The sequence below is a fragment of the Streptomyces exfoliatus genome (genome assembly GCF_000725545.1).
GTDB classification, from domain to species: Bacteria; Actinomycetota; Actinomycetes; order Streptomycetales; family Streptomycetaceae; genus Streptomyces; species Streptomyces exfoliatus.
Genome location: NZ_JNZP01000007.1, coordinates 167,618 through 185,346, shown reverse-complemented (window position 1 = coordinate 185,346; position 17,729 = coordinate 167,618). Strand labels below are relative to the sequence as shown.

Here is a 17,729-nt window from a genome sequence, read left to right as displayed (position 1 = left end):
CTACACCTTTCTCGCATGCACGAGGAGGATGGACGCGAGCGACGGCGCCCCGCAGGCCAGCCGGTCCAGCGGCCGGAGCGGGCGCGGGACTCCGTGGAACGGCGCACCGGCGAGCTTCACCACCTCGAACCCGGACGCCGCCACGAACTCGCGCAAGGCGCGTGCCGTGTAGAGCCGCAGATGGCCCACGACCTCGCTGCCCGGGCGGCCGTGGATGCGCCGCAGACTCACCTCGGAGAACACCGGCTGGACTCCGGCGAGCAGCAGCGCGCGGTTGTACCAGGCGGCGAGGTTCGGTGTGGAGAGCATGAGGTGCCCGCCGGGGCGCAGGACCCTGCGCAGTTCGTCGAGGGCGCTGTCGGGGTCGACCAGGTGCTCGACGACCTCGCTGAACAGGACGGCGTCGGCACTGTCGGAGGCGAACGGCAGCCCGCTGCCGGTCAGCTCGCCGCGGACGACCTGGCTCAGGCGCGGGGCCGCCCGGCGCAGGGCGTCCTGCGACCAGTCGATCCCCACGACGCGGTGCCCGCCGAGCACGCGGGCCGCGATCGCGCCCGCCGAGCCGTCACCGCAGCCGACGTCGAGGACGGTCGCGGCCGGGCGGCCTGGCCCCACCGGGCCGAGCGCGTCGGCCAGCATCCGGGCCTGCCGCAGTGTCCGGGCCTCCCCGGAGGCGACGGGAACGGTGGGGTTCTCGTAGAAGTCCCGCAGCCCGGGGGTGCGCGGGGCCGGCGAAGCCGCCTCCGTCTCGGGCGACTTGCTGGTTGCTTCCGAGCCGGTGGCTGCCGGCTCGGTGGCCGCTGTTTCGGTGGCTGACGCTTCGGCTGAGGTGGTCATGACGGCCTCTTGTGGTTGTCCTGGGTGGAGCGGGTTCCCACCGGTGTCGCGTCCGGACGCGGTGTGTCGTCCCCGGCCGGAGCGAGAGACGTCGTCGACAGCGACTCCGCGAACAGGCCCGCGAGTTCCGCGCCCGCCGTGTCACCGAGCAGCGCCCGTGACCAGCGCAACGTCACATGCAGTCGCCCGCCGGTGGAAGCCGCCGCCACGCTCAGCCCGCGCGGCATCCGCGCCGGTGCGGAGAACCACACGGCCGTCGCCCGTCCCGCGTCGCCGAAGTCCAGTGCGTACGGCACGCGTCCGACGTTGGTGACCAGCGCCGTCGACGTCCAGGACGCCGCCGCCCGCCGTGCGCCACGGGTGAGCACGCCCCGGACACCGACCGGGAGCAGTGGTGCGGTCAGCAGGCTCGCCCCCGCGCCCATGGGGGCGCCGTCGGCGGACTTCAGCGCGCGGGTGCGCCGGGCGGTGGTGCGCAGCAGCCGGGCCACGGCCTCCGGGTCCGGCCGGTCACGGAGCAGCAGCTCCGTGTCGCGCGGGTCCTCGGAGGTCATGGCCACCTCGACGAGCCGGGTTCCGTTGCCCATCGGCATGTCCGTGCCGCGCGGACGGTCGTCCACGGGCATCGTGAGCCGTACCGGACCGGCCGGCCGGCCCCGCGAGACGTTCCAGCGCCCCACCATCAGTGAGGTGGCGACGAGGAGTCGGTCGTTGACGGTCCAGGACGGTTGGTCTCCGTTCCGCGCCGCACGCCGCGGAACGGGCAGGTCCGCCTGGACCATGCCGTTGCCCACCGCACGCGCGCGTACCGGCGCGGGCCGGGAGTCCGGCGCGACCCGTACGGGCCTGGCCCGTACGGTGCGGCCGGTGGCACCTGTCCCGCTCGGAGCCGGACCCGAGCGCTCCGGCCGGACCCGCCCGGGAACCGGGAGGGCTGCCGTGCCGCCGTACTGCTCTGCGGTCGTGGCGAGCACCCGCAGCCCCGACGGGGCGTCGAGAGCGGTGTGATGCAGCGTCAGCAGCAGCACGGTCCCGCCCTCGTCCGACGGGACGACTTCCAGACGCATCGGCGGCGCCAGGGTGAGCGGCGGACAGTCCGTCAGGGCGCGGGCCCGGGCCTGCGCCAAGGCGTCAGGTCCCGGCCCCGCGAAAACCACCGGATCGCCGTCCGGCCGACCGGTCAGCTCCCACGCGAAGGACCGCCGGTGCCCACGCCCGGGCACTTCTCTTGCCAGCACCCGGGGGTGTGTGAGCAGCGCCTGCCGGAACGCGGCCCGCAGCCGTGCCGGGTCCGGCGTGCCGGGCAGATGGACCTCGATGTGGACGCTCTCCGGTTCGTCGTCGCTGAGGCAGTGCCGCGACACCTCGTCGACGGTCGGAAAGGGAATCCGGACCCGGCCGGGAGGGGAAGCGGTCCCCCTCCCGACAGCGGTCTCCTTCTCGGGGGCGGTCCCCGTCCCGACAGCGGTCTCCTTCTCGGGGGCGGTCCCCGTCCCGGCCGCGGTCCACGGCTCGGTCACGAGGGGCCACCGCCCTCCGGCCGCCAGAGGGGCTGCTCGGGCCGGTGCCCGTCGCCGGTGCCGCGCGGCCTGGCCGTGACCACCGGACCGGCTTCCGGCGCGGCGGAACCACCGTCGCCTTCACGCCCGTCTCCCTCGTGCCCGTCACCGTCTGCCCAGCCGTCGTCGCCTCCGTACCCGTCCGCGCCCCCGCGCCCGGCGGCCGCGGCCGTCGGCCGTACCGCCGTCACCAGCGCGGCGGACAGGGCCACCAGCGTGAGCACCTGCGCCAGGCCGCTGAACGCGCCCGTCCCTTCGGCGACCGGATCCCCGGCGCCCAGGGCCGCGACGAGTCCGGCGCCGCCCATCGCCACCGCCGCTGTCGGCACCAGCACACCCGGCCGGAACCGGGCCGCCACGGCGAGTACGGGCACGACCAGGGCCAGCGGCCCCGCCGCCACCGCGACGACCGCGGTCAGCACCAGCGTTCCGAGGAGCATTCCGGGGGCCGCCGGTTCGGGCGGCGTCTCGTCGGTGCCATCGTCGTCGCGCCGACGGCCCACGAAGGCCAGGGCGGCCAGGGCGACGAGCGCCAGCGCACCGCCGGCCAGGGCCGTCCGGTACGAGCCGGAGGGCTCGAACTCCATGGTCACCGTGCCGGAGGCGCCGGCCGGGATCACCCACGCCTGCTGCCAGCCGTCGAGGCGCACCGGCTCGAGCTCCGTGCCGTCCAGCGTGGCCTTCCAGCCGTCGTTGGCGTTCTCGAAGGTCCGCAGGTAGGCGGCCTCGCCCGCGCCCGCCGACACCGAGACGGTCCGGCTGTCGTCGGCCCACCTGGTGACGGTGGCCTCACGGCCCGCCGCTCCGTCCATGGCCCGCGGGGTGCCGCGGGTCAGCGTGACGTCGGTGATCGCCAGCGGGCCCGCGTCACTCGCCTCCACCTCGTGGTCGCCGGACGGGAGTTCCAGGGTGCCGTCCTTCTCGTCGCCCGCGCAGAGGGTGACGGTGACGGGGCGCCGCTCGGTGAGGTCCCGGACGAGTCCGGAGGCCTTCGTCTTGTGCAGGGTGCCGCCCACGGCGAGGTCCGGGCCCTCGCCGCACGCCAGCGAGAAGCGCGCGGACGGCTTCGGCCGCGGCACCCGCAGGTCGGCGAGGGCGGGAACGTGCACCTCGCTCAGCCCGACGGGCAGCTGCAGCTGCGCGCCCGCCACCGGGTTGTGGACGGTGAGCGGCGCGACCCTGGTGATGGTGATGTCGAGCCGGTTCGTCTCGATCGCCGGGAAGCGGACCCGCCCGTTCTCGTCCACGTCGGCCACCGCGGCGCCGTGCGGGGAGCTGATCATCACCTGCTCGGGCCGGGTGGAGACCCCGCCCGCCGGCGCGAGGATGACCTCGTCGATCTTCGTCATCGCGGGCCAGTTCAGGTGGACGACCGGCCGGTCGCCCGCGATCCAGGCGGTCGTCAGATCGCCGTCGACCAGGTTGCGGGCGCCGAGTGACGTGCCGTTGCGGCTGATGGAGTCCACGGCGGCCGTCAGCCGGTTCTTCGATCCGGGGGCCGAGCGGTCGAGCAGTCCGTCCAGCGCGCCGCCGGGTACGGCGACGGCTCGCGCCGACACCCGGTACTCGCCGGACTCCTTGGTGCTGAACTGCCGGTGCAGTCCCACCTCGACCGAGGAGGGCGACAGGCCGCCCGCGTCGGTGCCGCGGTGCAGGGAGTACACGGTCGCCTCCGCGTCGGTGTTCTCCGCGTCGGCGGGCAGCTGCAGAAGGCGCGTCACCTGCACGTCCGGGATCGACACCTCGGAGAATCCGGCGCCGGAGAGCCCCGGGCGCGCCTGCTGCGCGGCGAGGACGGTGATCTTCATCCAGGAGGCCTCGCCGGCGGGAGCCTTGACGGTCTGCGGCAGGCCGTCGGTCCGCAGGGGGCTGTCGGCCGAACCGCGGTCGGTCTCGACCCGCACCTGGGTGGGCGCCGCGCGCATGGCGTCACCCGGCAGGGGCGTCAGCTGGATCGAGGCCGGGATGTCGGTCGGCCGGGAGAAGTCCACCCGGAGCCACTGTCCGACCGGCTCGCCGGGGCTGCCCTCGGCCCACGCGGTGTCCGGGTTGCCGTCGAAGGCGTTCACCGGGTCGTACTGCGGCAGGTGGAACAGCCAGTTGCCGCTGCTGGAGGCCGTCACGGCCTGGGCGCCGCGCAGCACCGCCGTCGTCTGGTGACCGGTGCCGTCCGACGGCAGGATCTGCTTGGGCTGCTCGCCCGGGTTCTGCAGGCTGCCGGAGTGGTTGCGCTCGTCCGCGGTGTAGGTGTACGAGGTGTTGTTGTTGACCAGGCCGAACCGGGTGTCGGCCCGGCGCAGCCCGTCCGCGACCGCCTTCACCGGTGCGACGACGCCCTTGGGAAGCGTGTCCCCGGCCAGTACGGCCGGACGGCCGGTCATCGAGGGATCGGCGGACAGCTGGAGCAGCGACTCGGGTCCGCCACTGACCACGGCCGTGTCGGCCACGGACGAGACGCCGACCCTGTCGGGCCGCCCGGTGTCCCGCGGCTGGTAGATCTCCACGGCCTGGAGCCGCGGGTAGAGCCCCTGCACCTGGAGCGGGGTGCCTGCGGCGATGCGTCCGCCGGTCACCAGCGGGCCGAATCCGGTGACCTTGCGGTAGCCGGACGACTCCAGGGTCCGCTTCACCGTCTGCGGCGGGACGTAGCCGATCTGGTCGGGGTCGAGGTCGTTGCGGACGACCACCTCGTGCATGCCGGCCCGTGCGAGGTAGGCCCGGAGGCCCGGGACCTCGGCGCCGGACAGCAGCGCCTGCTCGACGGCGTCCGTCATACGGCGTGCTCCGGGGGTGCCGAAGGGGACGAAGTCCCGCTGTGCCCAGGGGGTGTCGGCCAGCACGTCGAAGGGCTGGTCGATGGGGGAACCCCAGGTGTAGATGCCGTGCGCCGTCGCGGGGACGACCAGGGCCCTGCTGTCCCGGGCGTTGTCCTTGAGCCAGCCGGCGGCCTTCTCCCAGTGGGTGGGCAGCTTGGTGAACGCCCCGGGCTGGAGGATCGAGCCGTTGACGTACGGGAGCGCCAGACCGGGCAGGACGAGCACGGCCGCGGTCGCGGGCACCCAGCGGCGCCCGTGGAGCCGGAGTGCGCGAGAGCCTCTGCTCTCGGACAGCACGGCCGTCAGATGGGCGAGTCCGAGGACGAGCGCGAGGGCCAGTCCCGGCTGGAACTTGTAGATGTTGCGGAACGGCTTCAGCGGGCCGTTCAGCCAGTCCTGGACGGCGCCGTGGAAGGGACCGCCGAAGGATCCGGCGTACCCGGCGAGCGCGATCAGGACGACGGCCAGGACGGTCAGGAGCAGCCAGCGGCGCTCCGGCAGGTCCCGCCGTGCCAGGCCCGCGAGGCCGAGCGCCGCGGCGAACGCCGAGCCGAGGACGGTGACGACGGAGGTCGCGACGGTCCAGCCGGCCGGCAGCCACGCCTCGCCGAAGTTCAGGTAGGCCACCCAGTTTCCGGCGCCGCGCAGCAGCTCGGTAGCGGACATGGTGGCGGTGGTGGTGTCGGCCTGCTCGACGTACGGCATGAAGTTCTCGCCGTACGCGCCGAGCAGGAGCAGCGGGACCACCCACCACACGGTGGCGAGGAAGACGCCGGGTATCCACCAGCCGAGCAGCGCGCGGCGGCGCCGGCCGGGCGGGCGGCTGAGGAGGTAGAGGCCCACGGGCAGCAGCGCGGCCAGTGTCGAGGCGGCGTTCACGCCGCCCATGAAGGGGATCAGCAGGGCCGAGCGCGCGGCGGCCTTCCGGGGGCTGTACGCCGCGGAGGTCAGCGGCAGCAGCACCCAGGGCAGCAGGGCACCGGGCAGCGCGGCGGCGGAGGTCGACCCGATGACGATCGTGAAGGTGGGCCACAGCGCGTAGGCCACGGCGCCGAGGACCCGGGACGCGGGCGTCCCCACGCGCAGCCGTTCGGCGAGCCGGAGCGCGCCCCAGAAGGCGGCGGTCACGATGAGCGACAGCCAGAGCCGTTCGGCCAGCCAGACCGGCACCTGCAGCAGGTCCATGAGCCCGTAGTACGGGAGTGCCGGGAAGGCGTAGCCGACGTACTGGTTGGCTATGCCGCCGAGGCCGACGTTCCCGTTCCACAGCGAGCCGAGGTCGCCGAGGAAGCGCCACGGGTCGAGGGCGACGCCGAGTTTCGTCTCGAACGTCATCTTGCCTGGTGACACGGCGAGGAACGCCACCAGGACGAGGGCCCAGAAGCCGAACAGCAGGCGCCGTCCGCGCGGTTCGCCGGAGGCCTCCGCCGGCGTCGGGCCGGGCTGCGGCACCCCGGGGGGTGCCTGGACCGTAGTGGTCATGACCGTTCCTCGCTTCGCATGCTCATGGGCTTCGCCTGAGAATCAGCAGCAGATTCCAGGTGGCGATCTCGCGGAGTCCCGGCACCCGGGTGATCGTGCTCGCGAGGAACGGCCAGTAGCGTGACCGCGCGGTCACGACCTGCACGTCGTCGCGACCGCGGACGTGCCGCAGGGTGGAACCGATGTGGACGGGGAAGAGGTTCTCCCCGAGTGTGTGCTTGGCCGCGCGGCCGGTGCGGCGTTCGTAGCGCGCGCGGGCCCGCTCCGCCCCGAGGTAGTGCCACGGCGCGGTCTCGTGACCTCCCCAGGGCGAGAGCCAGTTGGTGAACGACAGGTAGATCAGCCCGCCGGGGCGGGTGACCCGGGCCATCTCGCTGATGAACGTCTGCGGGTCCGACACGTGCTCGAGCACGTTGGACGAGAAGCACACGTCCGCGACGCCGTCGGCGAGCGGCAGCAGGTATCCGTCGGCGAGGACCGCGTCCTCGGTGGTCCGGCCTCGTGCGTTCAGCTCCCGCGGGTCGGGCTCGAAGAGGTAGCTCTGCGCGCCGCGGCGGCGGAACTCCTCGGTGAAGTGGCCGCTGCCGCCGCCGACGTCGACGACGATCTTGCCGGCCAGGTCGACATGGCGTGCCACCTGGGCGACCGAGTCACGGGCCAGCAGGGTGTAGCACCGCTCGGGATCGCTGGGTTCACGCATGAACGCCCGGAAGAGGGCGGCCGATCGCCTCAACGACGGGTCCTTGAAGCCGCGTTCGCTGCCGTCGGCCGACGTGTCCTCGGCACCGTGTTCGGTGTCGTCGGCCGATGGAGCTCTGTGCTCGCGCTCGGTGGTCTCAGCCATGGACGCTCCTGCCGCGTCCCGTGGACGCGGTGCGGGCCACGGCCTCGGCGGCGACCGCCTGGAACTGCCGGACCGTCGCGCTCCAGCGGAAGCGCTTGGCGCGCAGCACCGCGGCACGTCCCATGGCCGCGCGCCGTTCGGCGCTGAGGGACAGGGCGCACCACGCGGCGGCGAACGAGCTCTCGCCCCGGGCGAGCACCCCGGTCTCCCCGTCCTCGACGGAGTCGCGCAGGCCGGGTATGTCGAATCCGATCGCGGGGGTGGCCCGCGCGGCCGCCTCGGTGACGACCAGGCCCCAGCCCTCGACGAGGGAGGGGTGCAGCAGCAGCCACGCCTCGCACATCAGCCGGTGTTTCTCGGCTTCCGACACCCGGCCGGCGAACGTCACGGAGGGGCCGGCCATGGCTTCGAGCCGCTCCCGCTCGGGGCCGTCCCCGACGATGACGAGCCGGCCTCCGGTGACGGGGCGCACCCGCTCCCACAGCCGCAGGAGGAGGTCGACGCGCTTGTACTCCACCAGCCGGCCGACGGCCAGGAACAGCGGTTCCTTCGCCTCGGGCAGCAGGGGGGCGGGCTCTTCGACGCCGTTGTTGACGATCCGGATGCGGTCCGGTGCCACGCCGATGGCACGCAGCTCGGCGGCGGTCGACTCGGAGACGGCCACCATCAGGTTGTCGCGATGGGTGCCGGCCAGCGCCCAGTGCTCCAGCCTGCGGCCGAGCCGTGCCGCCGGGCCCGGGTAACGCATCTCCCAGAGGTCGGTGTGTACGTGGTTGACCAGGCACAGGGTGGGTCCGCGGTGCCACAGCGGCGCCAGGTACGGCATGCCGTTGCACACTTCGACCAGCAGGTCGCAGTCGCCGACCTCGCGGGCGACGGTCGACCGGGCGTGCAGGAAGTGACTCGCGTCGCCTCCCGCGGAGACCACCCGGTAGTCGCGTGCGGCGGCCGGGCCGCCGCACACGAGCGTGACGTCGTGGCCGCCGGCGGTCAGACCGTCGGCTATCCGGTCGATGAGCAGTTCCGATCCGCCGGCGGCCCGGTTGGCCAGGTCGCGGCGGGCGAGGAAGGTGATCCGGCGCGGCACGGGCGTCCCGGGGGACGCGGTGTGCGGGTCGAGGGCGAGCGAGTCGGTGACGTGGCTGCCGGTGCGTGCTTGAGCGGGGACGGAACGGGAGTCCTTCTGGCCGGGGGCCAGAGCGGACGAGCGCTGGGGCATAGAGGTGCTCCAACTCGGCGGCTGCGGGTGGGATGCGCATGGGGATGCGCATGAGGGTGTGCCGGGCTTCCGGGGATGAAGCGCTGGGCTGGCTCGTACGGGGTGTTGCGGGTACGGGTCGGGTTACTGCGGGCACGGGTACTGCGGGATACAGGAACTGCTGGTACGGGCACTGCGGTTACCCCGGCGGCAGGCGGCCGAGGGTGGCGGCCGGTTCAAGGAAACATTGGCCTTACCGCGGGGTAACATCAGTGTTCGTTCAAGCATTCGTTCCGGCTACTCACGCCGATGACAATTTCGGGACTTTGGCCGGGCCCGTTTTACTCACTCTGCTGAGTCTTCGCCCCGCCGGGGGCCACGGATCAGCAGCACGGCACCGGCGACGGCCAGCAGACCGCCCGCCACACCGCCCAAGAGCGGCGCGGTCTCGCCGAGGAGCTCCAGCCGGCCGCTGTCGTCGGAGGCCAGCGCGACCTGCTGGCGCCGGGTCTCCTCCGTGAACTCCAGCCCGTCACTGGCCAGCAGGGTGACCGCGTCCTTCTGCGAACCAGGGGCCCGCAGCGTCTTCTTCGGCGCGATCAGCGCGTTCATGATCCGGCCCGTGCGCTGGTCCACGGTCAGCTCGATCCTCGGGTTGGAGTACCACTCCTCCGCCAGGATCTGACCGCCCTTCGAGCTGCCCACCAGCACGCCGGGCACCAGGCGGGTGCCGGTCGGGGTGGCCTCGACCTTGCCGACGAAGCGGTAGCCCTCGCGCCCGTTGACCTTCGCGACCTTGTCGAACTCCAGCGGCACGGTGGCGCCCAGGGTGCTGTCCCACCAGGAGTAGGCGCGCTTCTCGACGTCGAACGGGAACTTCAGGTAGGCCTCGCCCTCGAACTCGGGCTTCTCCTCGCAGCAGCGCACCGGCCGGTTCGTCCTGCGGTCGGTCACCCAGCGTTCGGTGGTCCACTGCAGGGATTTGCGCGGGTCGCGCAGCGCGAGCGTCTTCGGCGAGTCGATCTGCGTCGACACGTCCCAGATCGCGTTTCCGCTGCGCTCACCCGCGGCGACGTCCCCCAGGACACGGCGGGTGATCGTGAGCGTCTGGCCGTCCACCGCGGAGACCGACCCGGTGTCGAAGTAGCTGCCCTGACCACTGAAGACCGTCGTGGAGTCCACATCGGTCGGTGTGCGCTTGGCGCGCGGCTCCACGTACCAGACGAGCAGCTGGGTGAGCACCAGCAGGAAGACTCCGACACCCAGCAGAATCAGGGACAAAGGCGATATTGAACGACGCATACGGGTACTCCAATACGGGCGCGACGCGCGAGGGCTCGTGGGCCGTGTGGGGAAGGAGGCGCACACACGGGGTGCAGCCTGACCGGGGCGAGAGTGCGTACCCGGGAGTAACAGTCCTGTGGCGGCGAAATTAGGCGGCTCTTGACCACCTGTCAATGCGCCTCTCATACTGGCGGCGCCGGACCGGGCCGGCGCGCTGGGTGACAGACCTCGATGACCGAGAGGCCGATCATCCCCATGCCCAGACTGCTTGCCGCCTTCCTGACCTGCGTCGCCGCCGCCCTCCTGGCCGCGGGCGCCGCCTTCGGAATCGTCACCGCTCTCGACGCCACACCCGAGCAGCAGAATGTGCCGCTCGTCACGTTCCCCGAACCGCCCGCGGCCGACGCGTCCAGCACGGCCGGCTCCGACGAGGGCTAGGGTCTTTCGTTCGGATCAGGGCCTGACAGGCCCCAGGACAGCCTGCCGTTCGGATCAGCCGAGCCCGGCATGATCCGAACGACAGGACCTAGGGTGGGAACATGCGGCCCGCAGACCGAGCGCGTACGGACCGGACGCCCAGGAGCGGTGTGGTGGAAACGTCGTCAGCGTGGCACGACGTGCCACGAGAACGGATTCAGCAGTTCGCCGACCGCGCCTTGGAGCAGGTCCCCGAACTGGCCCAGGACATCCTCGCCGAGATCCGGCGGGAGTATCCGGGCCTGGTGCTCCTCCCCGACGAGTCCGGAGAGCCGAAGGCCCTGGTGGCCATCCGGCACGCCCTCGAACTCTTCGTGGAACAGATGACCACGGGGTCGGACCGTCCGCGCGCCCTCCCGGAGCTGTTCCGGGACTTCGGGCGCGGCGAGGTCTCCCAGGGGCGCAGCCTGGACTCCCTGCAGGGGATCTACCGGCTGGGCGTCCGCCTGTCCTGGCGACGCATGGCGGAGGTCGGCCAGCAGGTCGACATCCCGCCTTCGGCCATGTACGAACTCGCCGAATCGGCGTTCGAGTACCTCGACGTCATGGTGGCCCAGTCGGTACGCGGCTACGCCGAAGCCGTCGCCCGCCAGGCCGGGGAGCGGCTGCGCCTGCAACGGCTGCTCGTCGATCTCCTGCTCACCGAACACCGTACGGATCCGACCGCCGTGCTCGCCGACCGCGCGGCCGACCTGGGCTGGCAGCTGCCCGGGAAGGTGGCGGTGGCGGTGCTGCTCCGCCCCGCCCAGGAGGCCGTCGCCCCTGCCGTGGGCGACGAGATGCTGCTCGACATGGAGGGCACGCGACCGCGTCTGGTCGTACCGGACCCGGACGCCCCCGGGCGCGCGGAGCTGCTGCACCGGGCGGTGACCGGCTGGTCCGGCGCGATCGGCCCGTCGGTCCCCCTGGCGGAGGCCGTCACGTCACTGCGCTGGGCGGAGGCCGCCGTCGGAATGATCGAGCAGGGTCTGCTGCCCCGAGGGCGGCTCCTGCACTGCGGCGAGCACGTCGAAGCCCTGGTGCTGCTGCCCGCCGGTGAACTGATCGACGATCTGGCGCGCCGACGCCTTGCGCAGCTGGACGAGGCCGGGGGCCCGGCGCACGCCCAACGGCTCGCCGAGACACTGCTGGCCTGGCTGGAGACGAGGGGGGGCGCTCCCGAGGTGGCCGCCCGGCTCGGAGTCCACCCGCAGACCGTGCGCTACCGCCTGAGGCAGCTCCGTGAGCTGTGGGGCGACGACCTGGACGACCCGGACCGCCGCTTCGAGCTGGAACTGGCGCTCCGCACACGGCGGCTGCGCGGAGATCTCGCCCCACCGCCCGACTGACCCCGGGACGGCGAAGGCGCGAAGCGGGCTGCCCGCGATCCCCCGCACGAGGAGCGCCGCTACGTCCACGAAAGCATCGCGAGCGGAAATTGGCCGATCGCATTCGGCCCCCTATTCGCCGCGCATATCCAGTGCATCCGGTCGCGCATACGACCGCGCGCGAATCCGTCGGGAAATGAGCTGCACCAAGTTGCCAGGACCCTGGCAGGATTCGGCCACATGACATCGAAGCCGCAGCTCAGCGGCGTCATCGGGGGCTCCCGCAGCATCAGCGGAAACATATTTCAGTGATCCGGCCGGCGACCGATGGGTTGTGGACCGGCCAATGGTGCGCATAGCTTTCCCTCGTCGCTCAGCCTGGCGACGAACCATGGGCCGGAGTTTTTCCGCAGAATGGCCCATCGGATATATGCGGTCGGATTGGATGTGAATTCACATGAACAACTTCGACGGTGACATCTCGCTCATCGAGGAGATCGCGGAGCAGGACTTCGACGGCGTCGCCTACGGCGCGTGCTCGACCAACACGTTCTCGCTGTCCGACTTCCTCGGCAACCAGGGCGGCTGGTGCACGCTGACCAAGGAGTGCCAGCCCAACTGCAGCTGAGCCCGAACGGCCGGGCACGGACCGGGGGCGGGGAGCGGCTCATGCTCCCCGCCCCCGGCGCAACGTGGAAATCTATCATCGTCCGCGCAGGGAGCCGGAGCATTGATCTCGCCCGCGAATCTTTACCCAGAACTCGACAGCGTCGAAATCCGCGAAACCATCGAGCCCCTCGGCGTTTTCGCGCCCGCCGTCCACGTCAAGCTCTCGGCTCCGTCCGACGTCGCTCCCGAGGCCCCCTCGCCGGCCGCGCTCGCCTGGTCGCTGGAGCCCGAGGCGTATCCGTTCCAGCGCGTGATCCGGCGGCTGGCACTGCCGGCGGCCGACCGGCTCCTCCCCGAGGAGCTCACGGAGGCCGTCGCGGACCTGGACGCCTTCACGCTCCAGGTACTCGGCCGGGCCGAGGCCCGGCTCCGCGACGTGGCGACCCGTACCCTGGTCGCCGCGGTCAACAAGGCCTCCACCGAAGGGCTGTTGCGGGGGGAGACCCCGCACGAGCGCTACCAGGACTTCGTCACCCGGGCGTGGAGAGACGCCCTGGAGCCGTTCCCGGTGCTCCACTCCGAGGCCGGCCATGTGGTGCGCAACGCCCGCGAGGCCGCGCGCGAACTGGTCCGGCGCCTCCACGCCGACCGGGACGAGGTCTTCCGGTTCTCCCGCATCGACCCCGACGACCCGCTGCTGTCCATCGGCGGGGCCGACGGCGACTCGCACGCCCACGGCAGGGCCGTGAGCATCCTGACGTTCGCCTCGGGGGCCCGCCTGGTCTACAAGCCCCGGGACGTCTCGTGCGAGGCGGCCTTCGAGACCGTCGTCGAGCGCGTCAACGCGGAGGCCGACTGCGCACTGCCCGCCGCCCGCACCCTGGTGCGCGACGGTTACGGGTACGTCGAGTACGTCGAGCAGGAGGACGTCGGCGGCCTCAGCGTGCCGTTCATGCGGGCCTGCGGCCAACTGGCGGCCGTGTTCTACCTGCTGGACGCGCGGGACATGCACTTCGAGAACATCCTGCCCACCCGCCTGGGCCCGGTGGCCATCGATCTCGAGACGCTGCTGCACCCCTCCCGGGTGCACGCCGGCCCCACGCGGGAGGCCGAGGGCAACGCGTACGACGAGATCGGCCGCAGCGTCTACGGCATCGGGATCCTCCCGCTGGTCCTGGCCGGCAAGAACGAGGACTCCGGCTACGTCGACCTCGGCTTCCTCGGCGGCGACAACCAGGGCGTCTCCCCCTTCAAGACCATGGTCTTCGAGGACCCCTTCACCGACCGGATCCGGGTACACCTCCAGGCCCGCCCGTCCGAGCAGCGCTCCACCGTGGTCCGGGAGAGCACCGAACAGGAGATCCACGGGCTCGCCGGACAGATGGCCGACGGGTTCCGGCAGGTGTGCGACGCGGTGATGCGCCGGCCCTCCTGGTGGACCACCCTCCTTGAACGGCTCGCTCCGGCCATGCGCCTCCGCTACATCCACAACCCGACCTCGCAGTACGCGCAGATCCTGCGGATGGCGGCCTCCGCCGCCGCGATGGCCGACCCGGCGCTCGCCCAGGCCCTGCTCCACAGGATCGCCATCCCCTCCCGGTTCTCCGACCGCAGGCTGGTCGGCTCGGAGCTGCGGCAGATGGCAGAACGCGACGTCCCCTACTTCACCGTGCCCGCCACCGGCACCACCGTCCACGACTGCGACGGCGAGGACACCGGCGTCCGGCTCGACCGCACCCCGCTCTCCCGGGCCCTTGCCAAGGTCGCGGCGCTCGACGAGCAGGCGGTGCGGCGGCAGCTCCGGCTGCTCCACTCGGCCTTCTGCTCCCGCTTCCCCGACAACCACCTCTCGGGCGGGACCGCCTGGAACGGCCGGACCTCCACCGGAGAGCGCACCGGCCTGGAGCGGCTGGCCCGGTCGCTGGCCGACGGCCTGACGGCGGGCAGCCTCCCCGACCAGTACGGTCATCTTCCCGCCACCTGGATCGGCCCGCTGGCCTCCGCGCAGGCCGCCCGGCCCTGGCCCTCCGGCGTCCTGGGGTACGACCTGTACACCGGACGCACCGGCCCCGCCCTGGCCCTGGCCGCGGCCGCGGCCCACTTCGGCGACGAACGCTACGAGCGGGTGGCACGCCAGGTCTTCGAGCGCAGCGCCGGCATCCTCACCGACGGCGTCTACGAGCTCCGCAGCATCCGGCAGAGCGGCGCCGGCGCCTACACCGGAACCACCGGCCTGCTGTTCGCCCTGTGCGAGGCCGGACGCATCCTGGGGGAGCCGGGCTGGGTCGAGGCGGCACAGGACGCCGTGCCGCTGGTCGTGGAGCAGCTCGGTCCCGAGAACACGCCGGAGGTGATCTCCGGGATCTCCGGCATCGCCACGATGGTCGCCTCGATCGGCGGCGACCACAGCCTCAAGGCGCTGGACGGGCTCACCGGCCGGCTGCTGCGCCACGTGGAGGAGCCGTCGGGCTCCTGGTGGGAGCAGTCGGGCTTCGCGCACGGCGTCGCGGGAGTCCTGCACGCCCTCGCCACCCTGCCCGACCGCACCGGGTACCGCGCCGTTCACCCCACCGGTCACGACACCGCTCACGACACCGCTCACCCCACCGGACACCGCGTCGACGCCGCCATCGGCGTCCTGACGGAACGTCTGGAGTCCTTCTACGTGCCGCAGGAGCGGAACTGGTCCACCAACTCCGCCTTCCCGGGCCGGTTCTCGACCGGCTGGTGCCACGGCGCCGCCGGCATCGCCATGGCGCTTTCCGCCGTGACCGCCCGGACAGCGGACGAACGGGCCGCCGAGCGCCTGGAGGCGGCCCTCGACAACACCTTCCGGCAGGGCTTCGGACGCAACCTCACCTGGTGCCACGGCGACCTCGGCAACATCGACGTGGTCCGCCGGATCGCCGGCGACGACCGGAAGCTGCTGGAGCGGGCCGCCGCCGTCGAGGCGCGCCGGCTGGGTCCTGACGTGGTCGCGGAGAAGCTCGCCGACACCGGCTCCCGCTACGCGCACACCGACAGCGCCATGGTGGGCTCCTCGGGGGTGCTGCTGCACCTGCTCGGCCGCCTCGACGACGCGCGGCCCCGGGTGTCGCCGATCTGGCACGGGGCCCTCCGATGAGCCTCCGGGTTCCCTCCGTCACCCAGGTCACCCAGACGGAGTGCGGGCTGTGCTGCTGCGTCGCGGTGATGGCGTACCACGGGCGCACCGAGGACTTCCGGACCGTACGGGAGGACCTGGAGGCCGGCCGGGACGGTCTCGGCACCAAGCAGCTCGCGGACTTCCTGCGCTCGCGCGGCATGCAGGTCAAGGCGTTCCGGGCCCGGAGCGTGGAGGCCCTGCGGGGCTTCACCGAGCCGGTGATCCTCTTCTGGGAGGACTACCACTTCCTGGTCCTGGAGCGCTTCGACGGTACGACGGCCTGGGTGATGGACCCGGCCGTGGGCCGCAAGCGCCTCACCCGCGACGAGCTGGAGGCCGGCTTCTCCCAGGTGGTGATCGCGGCCTCCCCCGGCCAGGACTTCGTCCGGCAGTCCCTCCCCGCCTTCCGGCACTGGCGGTCGCTGCCGCTGGTCCCTGCCCGGGCGGGCCGCCGGATCGCCCTGGTCGCCCTGCTGTCGCTGGGCTCCTACGCGGCGGTGCTGGGCATACCGGCGCTGACGAAATGGGCCGTCGACCGGGACGACGCCTGGAGCGACCTGTCCCAGACGGGGCTGATCGCGGGGGCGGTGGCGGGGGCCGCGATCGGCTACCTGCTGCTGTGGATGCTGCGCACCGCCGCCCTCGCTGGGCTGATCGCCGTGACGGGCCATCACCTGATGAGCCATGTCTTCAGGAGACTGCTCTCCCTGCCCTTCAAGTTCTTCGCCACCCGGCAGCCCGGCGAGCTGCTGTTCCGTCTGAACACCGTCAACAGCGTCCGGGACCTGCTCTCCTCGCGGATCGCCCAGGGTGTCCTGGACGTGGGGACCCTGGCCTGCATCGGCGTCTACCTGTTCGTCACCGAGTGGCGCATCGGCTTGCTGGCGCTCGCGCTGTTCCTGCTGAACGGCGGCTTCCTGTGGCTGAGCCGGCACCGGGTGAAAGAGGTGACGGACACCGAGCTCGCGCTGCTCTCCCGGTCCCAGTCCACGCAGCTCGACGCCATCGTGTCCGTCCCCACCATCAAGATGGGCGGCTACGCAGGCCGGTTCGCGGACGAATGGGAGACGACCTACCGCGCCTCGCTGGACGCGATGCGCACCCGGATGCGGATCCAGCAGGGCTGGATCTCCGGAATGGCCGCCACCACGCAGATGTTCGGTCCGCTGGCGCTGCTCCTCGCCGGCCTGCACTTCGTGTCGCGGGGGACGGTGACCATCGGCTCGGCCATCGCCGTGCAGGCCGTGGCGGGCACCTTCTTCGCCCTGAGCACTTCCGTCTTCCAGATGCTGACGGAGATCACCGAGACCTCCCGCTACGTGAGCCGGCTGAGCGACATCACGGCGCACGAGAGCGAGCCGGAGGGCGGTCCCCTCACGGAACTCCCCGACACCTCGATACGCCTGAGGGAGGTGTCGTTCCGCTACACCCGGCACAGCAGGCCCGTGCTGGAAAACCTGTCGCTGGAGATCCCGGCCGGCGCGAAGGTGGCGTTCGTCGGCGCGTCGGGTTCGGGCAAGTCCACCGTCGGGCGCGTCGTCTGCGGGCTGCACCAGCCGACCGGAGGGGCGGTGGAGTTCTGCGGCCGCCCCATGAGCGCCTACCGGACCGACTTCCTGCGCGGGCAGATCGGGTACGTCCCGCAGGAGGTGCACCTCCACAACCGGACCGTCCTGGAGAACCTGACCCTGGGTCAGGACATCGACGAGGCCACGGTCCGGGAGTACTGCGCGGCCGTGGGGATCCTCGACTTCGTCGAGGAACTGCCGATGGGGCTGCGGACCCTGGTGTCCGAGATGGGCTCCAACTTCTCCGGCGGGCAGCGGCAGCGGCTGGCCATCGTGCGGACGCTGCTGCAACGGCCGCGGGTCATCGTCCTGGACGAGGCGACCGCCTCGCTGGACACGGCCAACGAGCGGCGGGTCTCCCGGATCATCGCGGAGACCGGCGCCACGCAGATCGTCATCGCGCACCGGCTGGCGACGATCCAGGACGCGGACCTGATCCACGTCCTGGACCGCGGCCGGATCGTGGAGCGGGGGACGCACGAGGAGTTGCTGGCCCTGGGCGGGGTGTACGCGGGGCTGTACGCGGAGCCGGTGGCGGGGGCCGTATGAGGGCCGGTGGGCATGGCCGTCCGGTCGCCAATGTTCAAGGACGAGAGGTGCTGT

11 protein-coding genes are annotated in these 17,729 nt (G+C 72.4%); 5 read left to right on the top strand and 6 right to left on the bottom strand.

Annotated elements, in window-relative coordinates; all coding sequences use genetic code 11:
- The 6 genes from IO20_RS0110770 to pgfA all read right to left on the bottom strand — a co-directional run bounded on the left by IO20_RS0110770 (window position 1) and on the right by pgfA (window position 10,038).
- The gene (locus tag IO20_RS0110770) at window positions 1-837 is read right to left on the bottom strand and encodes a class I SAM-dependent methyltransferase (RefSeq protein ID WP_245684920.1); all 837 of its coding nucleotides are present in this window, start codon (window positions 835-837) and stop codon (window positions 1-3) included.
- Window positions 834-2,201, bottom strand: a complete 1,368-nt coding sequence (locus IO20_RS0110765) for a condensation protein (RefSeq protein ID WP_245684919.1) — start codon at window positions 2,199-2,201, stop codon at window positions 834-836. The genes IO20_RS0110770 and IO20_RS0110765 overlap by 4 nt, the downstream gene beginning before the upstream one ends.
- Before the next feature lie 152 nt (window positions 2,202-2,353).
- Window positions 2,354-6,694 carry an alpha-(1->3)-arabinofuranosyltransferase domain-containing protein gene (locus IO20_RS0110760; protein ID WP_030548314.1) on the bottom strand — a complete coding sequence of 1,447 codons (4,341 nt, stop codon included), beginning with the start codon at window positions 6,692-6,694 and terminating at the stop codon, window positions 2,354-2,356.
- A gap of 22 nt (window positions 6,695-6,716) precedes the next feature.
- Window positions 6,717-7,394, bottom strand: a complete 678-nt coding sequence (locus IO20_RS0110755) for a class I SAM-dependent methyltransferase (RefSeq protein WP_051874361.1) — start codon at window positions 7,392-7,394, stop codon at window positions 6,717-6,719.
- Between the two features lie 136 nt (window positions 7,395-7,530).
- The gene (locus IO20_RS0110750; protein WP_030548312.1) at window positions 7,531-8,757 is read right to left on the bottom strand and encodes a glycosyltransferase family 4 protein; all 1,227 of its coding nucleotides are present in this window, start codon (window positions 8,755-8,757) and stop codon (window positions 7,531-7,533) included.
- A gap of 324 nt (window positions 8,758-9,081) precedes the next feature.
- On the bottom strand, window positions 9,082-10,038 hold the full coding sequence (gene pgfA / locus IO20_RS0110745; protein WP_030548311.1) for a cell envelope lipid trafficking protein PgfA: 957 nt from the start codon (window positions 10,036-10,038) through the stop codon (window positions 9,082-9,084).
- Window positions 10,039-10,275: 237 nt separating this feature from the next.
- Here pgfA and IO20_RS0110740 point away from each other — a divergent pair, with 237 nt between their 5' ends.
- The 5 genes from IO20_RS0110740 to IO20_RS0110720 all read left to right on the top strand — a co-directional run bounded on the left by IO20_RS0110740 (window position 10,276) and on the right by IO20_RS0110720 (window position 17,675).
- Window positions 10,276-10,458: a hypothetical protein gene (locus IO20_RS0110740; RefSeq protein ID WP_030548309.1), complete on the top strand. Its 183-nt coding sequence runs from the start codon at window positions 10,276-10,278 to the stop codon at window positions 10,456-10,458.
- Between the two features lie 101 nt (window positions 10,459-10,559).
- Complete coding sequence (locus tag IO20_RS0110735) at window positions 10,560-11,825, top strand: PucR family transcriptional regulator (protein ID WP_245684918.1); 1,266 nt, start codon at window positions 10,560-10,562, stop codon at window positions 11,823-11,825.
- A gap of 436 nt (window positions 11,826-12,261) precedes the next feature.
- Window positions 12,262-12,432: a plantaricin C family lantibiotic gene (locus IO20_RS0110730; protein ID WP_030548305.1), complete on the top strand. Its 171-nt coding sequence runs from the start codon at window positions 12,262-12,264 to the stop codon at window positions 12,430-12,432.
- Window positions 12,433-12,534: 102 nt separating this feature from the next.
- Window positions 12,535-15,537 (top strand): type 2 lanthipeptide synthetase LanM family protein, encoded by a 3,003-nt coding sequence (locus tag IO20_RS0110725; protein ID WP_030548303.1) that lies wholly within the window; start codon window positions 12,535-12,537, stop codon window positions 15,535-15,537.
- Entirely contained in the window at window positions 15,534-17,675 is a 2,142-nt protein-coding gene (locus IO20_RS0110720) for a peptidase domain-containing ABC transporter (RefSeq protein ID WP_030548301.1), read from the top strand. Before IO20_RS0110725 ends, IO20_RS0110720 begins: the two co-directional genes overlap by 4 nt.
- Window positions 17,676-17,729: the final 54 nt, after the last annotated feature.